Below are 3,991 nucleotides of genomic sequence, written 5' to 3' on the forward strand. Positions count from 1 at the left end.
GCGTATCTTTATATAAAGACTCCTCATGATAATAATCACCTACAACTGCTATTACTTTCATTTGTTTCACTCCGTTTTAGTCGTTTTCTAATAATTCAAGCATCACTTTAAGCTGATTGAAAGAATCAAGGTAGGCATATCTTCCTCCTTGATACTCCCCTTTTTGAATAACCGGCATATTTAAACCTTCTAATGTTTTAACCGTTTGTTTCATATCCTTAACTACAAACGCAATGTGATGAACCCCTTCTCCATGTTGTTCTAAATGATCACGCCATGTACTAGGACCGTCATCCGGTTCTATTAATTCGAGTTGAATATTCTCCATCTCAAAAAAGGTTTGCTTCGCTCTTGATTCAACAGGTTTTCCTTTATACTGCTGCTGAGCTTCCTTATATTCACCAGTCCAATTGATTTCTGGAATATCCACTCCAAAGAATTCGGCAAATGAACGCGTCGTCTCTCCTATGTCTTTCACTATAAACCCAATTTGCGTAACAACTTTAGGTTCTATTTTTGATTGTTTATCCATACAGCACTCTCCTCAAACATTTGTCATGTAGCAGAATCATTTTATCACAAATAAGAAACGCTTACATTTTAAACCATTCATTCCTCTTGGGGAGACTACATCATTTTGAGCAAATAAAAAAACCCATACCTCTAAAAAGAGAATAGGGTTTAATCTGTTTGTTTCGCATACCGGCGGCCGGGATCGAACCGGCACGCCCTCAACGGGCACTGGATTTTGAGTCCAGCGCGTCTGCCAATTCCGCCACGCCGGCTTGAGTTCATAAAGATAAGGCGGTAACCGGATTTGAACCGGTGAATGAAGGTTTTGCAGACCTCTGCCTTACCACTTGGCTATACCGCCATCTTAATAAAGAAAGTATTAAGTTGTAAATACTGGGCTACCAGGATTCGAACCTGGGAATGACGGTACCAAAAACCGTTGCCTTACCGCTTGGCCATAGCCCAATCAAAGGGCGACTGATGGGAATCGAACCCACGAATGTCGGGACCACAACCCGATGCGTTAACCACTTCGCCACAATCGCCATTAAATTAAAACTATCCGTCACTCATTATATCATAACTCATAAGAAAGTTAAATATAATAGTAAGGAAGTAACAGGGGTAGCAGGAGTCGAACCCACATCAACGGTTTTGGAGACCGTTGTTTTGCCATTAAACTATACCCCTAGAAGTGGAGGGAGTAGGATTTGAACCTACGAACCCGAAGGAACGGATTTACAGTCCGCTGCGTTTGGCCACTTCGCTATCCCTCCGTAATTTATATGGCGCTGGACAGAGTCGAACTGCCGACACACGGAGCTTCAATCCGTTGCTCTACCAACTGAGCTACAGCGCCAAGATTCATTTGACTACGACCCCGACCGGATTCGAACCGGCGATCTTCTGCGTGACAGGCAGACGTGGTAACCGCTACACTACGGGGCCAATAAATGTTTAAAGATACACGGCAGACCAGTGTCCACGTGCATCGTGTTTGTCACCTCTTCATTTGGTAACAAGGATAACCTCTATTGCGTTAGGCATTTATAGAAAATTGCGGAGGCAGGATTTGAACCTGCGACCTCCGGGTTATGAGCCCGACGAGCTGCCAGCTGCTCTACTCCGCGATAATATAAAGGAGGATGTGGGATTCGAACCCACGCGCGCTTTGACACGCCTGACGGTTTTCAAGACCGTTCCCTTAAGCCGGACTTGGGTAATCCTCCAAAATGTAACATGACCCCTACGGGATTCGAACCCGTGATACCGCCGTGAAAGGGCGGTGTCTTAACCACTTGACCAAGGGGCCTTATTTTTCTAATGGGCCTAAGTGGACTCGAACCACCGACCTCACGCTTATCAGGCGTGCGCTCTAACCAGCTGAGCTATAGGCCCTATTTATTTCACATACTTATAATTAAGTATAAAGCGGGTAGGGAGAATCGAACTCCCGACAACAGCTTGGAAGGCTGTAGTTTTACCACTAAACTACACCCGCATATTATTCCAACGACCCCGACCGGATTCGAACCGGCGATCTTCTGCGTGACAGGCAGACGTGGTAACCGCTACACTACGGGGCCAATACTTTCTTAATCTTGCATGTGGTGCAATTGCGGAGGCAGGATTTGAACCTGCGACCTCCGGGTTATGAGCCCGACGAGCTGCCAGCTGCTCTACTCCGAGATAATATAATAGATAATCATTCCCCGGACAACTGTCCAAGTGACCTTTATTGCTTTCAACTGAATGGATTAAACCCATGCAGTTAGAACAATGGACCTTGCAGGACTCGAACCTGCGACCGAACGGTTATGAGCCGTTTGCTCTAACCAACTGAGCTAAAGGTCCTTCGAGATGTTCCTGATTATAGCGGCGGAGGGAATCGAACCCACGACCTCACGGGTATGAACCGTACGCTCTAGCCAGCTGAGCTACACCGCCATGTTAAAAACTATAAATCGGGAATACAGGATTCGAACCTGCGACCCCTTGGTCCCAAACCAAGTGCTCTACCAAGCTGAGCTAATTCCCGTTTATGTAATGCACCCTAGAGGAGTCGAACCTCTAACCGCCTGATTCGTAGTCAGGTACTCTATCCAATTGAGCTAAGGGTGCTGTTTTTTATGCCGAGGGCCGGAATCGAACCGGCACGGAGACAACTCTCCGCAGGATTTTAAGTCCTGTGCGTCTACCTATTCCGCCACCCCGGCAGGAATGACTTTAATTATTACTCTTTAAAAGCAATAAGCGGAAGACGGGATTCGAACCCGCGACCCCCACCTTGGCAAGGTGGTGTTCTACCACTGAACTACTTCCGCGTGACTATGCCGGCTAAAGGAGTTGAACCCTCGACCCACTGATTACAAATCAGTTGCTCTACCAACTGAGCTAAGCCGGCTTGTGCATTAAGTTAATAATGCTATGCGGGTGAAGGGACTTGAACCCCCACGCCGTTAAGCGCTAGATCCTAAATCTAGTGCGTCTGCCGATTCCGCCACACCCGCATTATATAAAAGGTTTGTTCTTTTATAATGAGCCATGCAGGAATCGAACCTGCGACCCTTTGATTAAAAGTCAAATGCTCTACCGACTGAGCTAATGGCTCGGTATGATAATGGGGACTAACGGGCTCGAACCGCTGACCCTCTGCTTGTAAGGCAGATGCTCTCCCAACTGAGCTAAGTCCCCATTATAGCAAACAATTTATCGCCTACTTATTTCAGCAACTCTTATATCATACAAACTTATTCCTCTCTTGTCAATCACTTTTTTAATTTTTTTAAAATTAATTGCCAAGAGAGGGTTTTAAGTCGCTTATTCTTCAGTCCAATGTCTTGAAATAAAGCCTGCACGGCCGGAACCGACACTATATCGTTTATAATGAGCAGACTCTTTTTTATAAAAATCTTGATGATAATCTTCTGCTGGATAAAAAGGTTTTGCTTCTTCTATCTGGGTAACAATAGGTGAACTGAATTTGCCACTTTCTTGTAGGGCTTGTTTAGATGCTTCAGCTACTTCTTTTTGATGGTCATCTTTATAGAAGATGACGGGTCTGTATGAATCGCCCCTATCTGCAAACTGTCCCCCTGCATCGGTCGGGTCTGTCTGACGCCAGTAGATTTCTACTAATTCACTATAGGAAATTAAATCTGGATCAAAAGTGATTTCTACCGCTTCTGTGTGTCCTGTTCCTCCAGCTGTTACTTGATTATATGTCGGATTTTCAGTATGTCCTCCAGTATAGCCAGATACTACTGAATGAATCCCAGGTAACGAATCAAAAGGCTGTACCATACACCAAAAACAGCCGCCTGCAAATATTGCTTTTTCTAATTGAGCCATTTCTATCCCTCCTAATTGTTTCTCGTATTTCCAAAAATTTTGTTTATTTCTTCGTTTATTGCTTGTAAATCAATCTTTTACACAAAAAAGCACCTCTCCCTCCCCTTTTTTGATAAAATGAAGTCAT

2 protein-coding genes and 25 tRNA genes are annotated in these 3,991 nt (G+C 44.8%); all 27 read right to left on the reverse strand.

Annotation, left to right across the window (positions count from 1 at the left end; translation table 11 throughout):
* Positions 1-76 precede the first annotated feature (76 nt).
* The 27 genes from ABDZ53_RS06350 to msrA all read right to left on the reverse strand — a co-directional run bounded on the left by ABDZ53_RS06350 (position 77) and on the right by msrA (position 3,864).
* A complete protein-coding gene (locus ABDZ53_RS06350; RefSeq protein WP_343754810.1) occupies positions 77-532 on the reverse strand; it encodes a VOC family protein in 456 nt (151 codons plus the stop codon).
* Between the two features lie 168 nt (positions 533-700).
* A tRNA-Leu gene (locus ABDZ53_RS06355) sits at positions 701-785 on the reverse strand.
* A gap of 17 nt (positions 786-802) precedes the next feature.
* A tRNA-Cys gene (locus tag ABDZ53_RS06360) sits at positions 803-874 on the reverse strand.
* Positions 875-906: 32 nt separating this feature from the next.
* Positions 907-978, reverse strand: a tRNA-Gln gene (locus tag ABDZ53_RS06365).
* Positions 979-985: 7 nt separating this feature from the next.
* Positions 986-1,058: transfer RNA gene (locus tag ABDZ53_RS06370), tRNA-His, on the reverse strand.
* Between the two features lie 74 nt (positions 1,059-1,132).
* Positions 1,133-1,203, reverse strand: a tRNA-Trp gene (locus ABDZ53_RS06375).
* Between the two features lie 5 nt (positions 1,204-1,208).
* Positions 1,209-1,289, reverse strand: a tRNA-Tyr gene (locus ABDZ53_RS06380).
* A gap of 10 nt (positions 1,290-1,299) precedes the next feature.
* Positions 1,300-1,372: transfer RNA gene (locus ABDZ53_RS06385), tRNA-Phe, on the reverse strand.
* A gap of 16 nt (positions 1,373-1,388) precedes the next feature.
* Positions 1,389-1,461, reverse strand: a tRNA-Asp gene (locus ABDZ53_RS06390).
* Positions 1,462-1,570: 109 nt separating this feature from the next.
* Positions 1,571-1,643, reverse strand: a tRNA-Met gene (locus ABDZ53_RS06395).
* Positions 1,644-1,652: 9 nt separating this feature from the next.
* Positions 1,653-1,742: transfer RNA gene (locus ABDZ53_RS06400), tRNA-Ser, on the reverse strand.
* 11 nt (positions 1,743-1,753) lie between these two features.
* Positions 1,754-1,825, reverse strand: a tRNA-Glu gene (locus ABDZ53_RS06405).
* Between the two features lie 12 nt (positions 1,826-1,837).
* Positions 1,838-1,911: transfer RNA gene (locus tag ABDZ53_RS06410), tRNA-Ile, on the reverse strand.
* Between the two features lie 32 nt (positions 1,912-1,943).
* Positions 1,944-2,014, reverse strand: a tRNA-Gly gene (locus ABDZ53_RS06415).
* A gap of 12 nt (positions 2,015-2,026) precedes the next feature.
* Positions 2,027-2,099: transfer RNA gene (locus ABDZ53_RS06420), tRNA-Asp, on the reverse strand.
* Between the two features lie 30 nt (positions 2,100-2,129).
* A tRNA-Met gene (locus ABDZ53_RS06425) sits at positions 2,130-2,202 on the reverse strand.
* Between the two features lie 91 nt (positions 2,203-2,293).
* Positions 2,294-2,367, reverse strand: a tRNA-Ile gene (locus ABDZ53_RS06430).
* A gap of 19 nt (positions 2,368-2,386) precedes the next feature.
* Positions 2,387-2,460, reverse strand: a tRNA-Met gene (locus ABDZ53_RS06435).
* Positions 2,461-2,477: 17 nt separating this feature from the next.
* Positions 2,478-2,551, reverse strand: a tRNA-Pro gene (locus ABDZ53_RS06440).
* A 9-nt stretch (positions 2,552-2,560) separates the two neighbouring features.
* A tRNA-Arg gene (locus tag ABDZ53_RS06445) sits at positions 2,561-2,634 on the reverse strand.
* Positions 2,635-2,643: 9 nt separating this feature from the next.
* Positions 2,644-2,729, reverse strand: a tRNA-Leu gene (locus ABDZ53_RS06450).
* Positions 2,730-2,765: 36 nt separating this feature from the next.
* Positions 2,766-2,837, reverse strand: a tRNA-Gly gene (locus tag ABDZ53_RS06455).
* Positions 2,838-2,844: 7 nt separating this feature from the next.
* Positions 2,845-2,917 (reverse strand) — tRNA-Thr (locus ABDZ53_RS06460).
* 24 nt (positions 2,918-2,941) lie between these two features.
* Positions 2,942-3,023, reverse strand: a tRNA-Leu gene (locus tag ABDZ53_RS06465).
* Between the two features lie 28 nt (positions 3,024-3,051).
* Positions 3,052-3,124, reverse strand: a tRNA-Lys gene (locus tag ABDZ53_RS06470).
* A 10-nt stretch (positions 3,125-3,134) separates the two neighbouring features.
* Positions 3,135-3,207, reverse strand: a tRNA-Val gene (locus tag ABDZ53_RS06475).
* Between the two features lie 126 nt (positions 3,208-3,333).
* Positions 3,334-3,864 (reverse strand): peptide-methionine (S)-S-oxide reductase MsrA, encoded by a 531-nt coding sequence (gene msrA / locus ABDZ53_RS06480; RefSeq protein ID WP_343754811.1) that lies wholly within the window; start codon positions 3,862-3,864, stop codon positions 3,334-3,336.
* Between the last annotated feature and the right edge of the window lie 127 nt (positions 3,865-3,991).

The organism is Alkalibacterium iburiense (assembly GCF_039521845.1).
Taxonomy (GTDB): Bacteria; Bacillota; Bacilli; order Lactobacillales; family Carnobacteriaceae_A; genus Alkalibacterium; species Alkalibacterium iburiense.

Bases quoted from the DNA above. Each gene is read 5' to 3' on its own strand.
- ABDZ53_RS06350 (WP_343754810.1), bottom strand. From the start codon at position 532: ATGGATAAACAATCAAAAATAGAACCTAAAGTTGTTACGCAAATTGGG.
- msrA (WP_343754811.1), bottom strand. From the start codon at position 3,864: ATGGCTCAATTAGAAAAAGCAATATTTGCAGGCGGCTGTTTTTGGTGT.